Genomic DNA, 767 nt, shown 5'->3' with positions numbered 1-767 from the left:
GACGGGGTGGCCGTTGCGGCGGGCGTCGGAGAGGCGCTCCAGGACCAGGACGCCGGCGCCCTCGCCCCAGGCGGTGCCGTCGGCGGAGTCGGCGAACGCCTTGCAGCGGCCGTCGCCCGCCAGGCCGCCCTGCGCGGTGAACTCCACGAAGGCGTCGGGGCTGGACATCACCGAGACGCCGCCCGCGAGGACCAGGGAGCACTCGCCGGAGCGCAGCGCGCCCGCGCCCATGTGCAGGGCGACCAGGGCGGAGGAGCAGGCGGTGTCGACGGTGACGGCCGGGCCCTCAAGACCCAGGGTGTACGACAGACGGCCGGACATCACGCTGGCGGTGGTGCCGGTGGCCGCGTGGCCCTGCACGTCGGTGGTGCCGCGGCGCAGCATGGTGGCGTAGTCCTGGCCGTTGGTGCCGACGAACACGCCGGTGGCGCTGGAGCGCAGCCCCTGCGGGTCGATGCCGGCCCGCTCCAGGGCCTCCCAGGAGGTCTCCAGGAGGAGCCGCTGCTGCGGGTCCATCGCCAGGGCCTCGCGCGGGGAGATGCCGAAGAAGGAGGCGTCGAAGAGTCCGGCGCCGTCGAGGAAGCCGCCCTCCAGGGTGGCGGAGCCGCCGCGGGCGAGGGCCTCCAGGTCCCAGCCGCGGTCGGCGGGGAAGCCGGAGACCGCGTCGCGGCCCTCCGCGAGGAGGCGCCAGAGGTCCTCGGGCGACTCGACGCCGCCGGGGAAGCGGCAGCCCATGCCGACCACGACGACCGGGTCGTCGTCCGCGG

1 protein-coding gene is annotated in these 767 nt (G+C 76.3%); it reads right to left on the bottom strand.

Annotated features, from left to right (window positions below):
• Positions 1 to 767: polyketide synthase (locus HO151_RS06645; RefSeq protein WP_173895158.1), on the bottom strand; the 767-nt coding region annotated here is incomplete at both ends.

Source organism: Streptomyces sp. 8P21H-1 (assembly GCF_013302945.1).
Note: the sequence above shows the minus strand (reverse complement) of the source record. Positions and strands in the feature narration are given on the sequence as shown.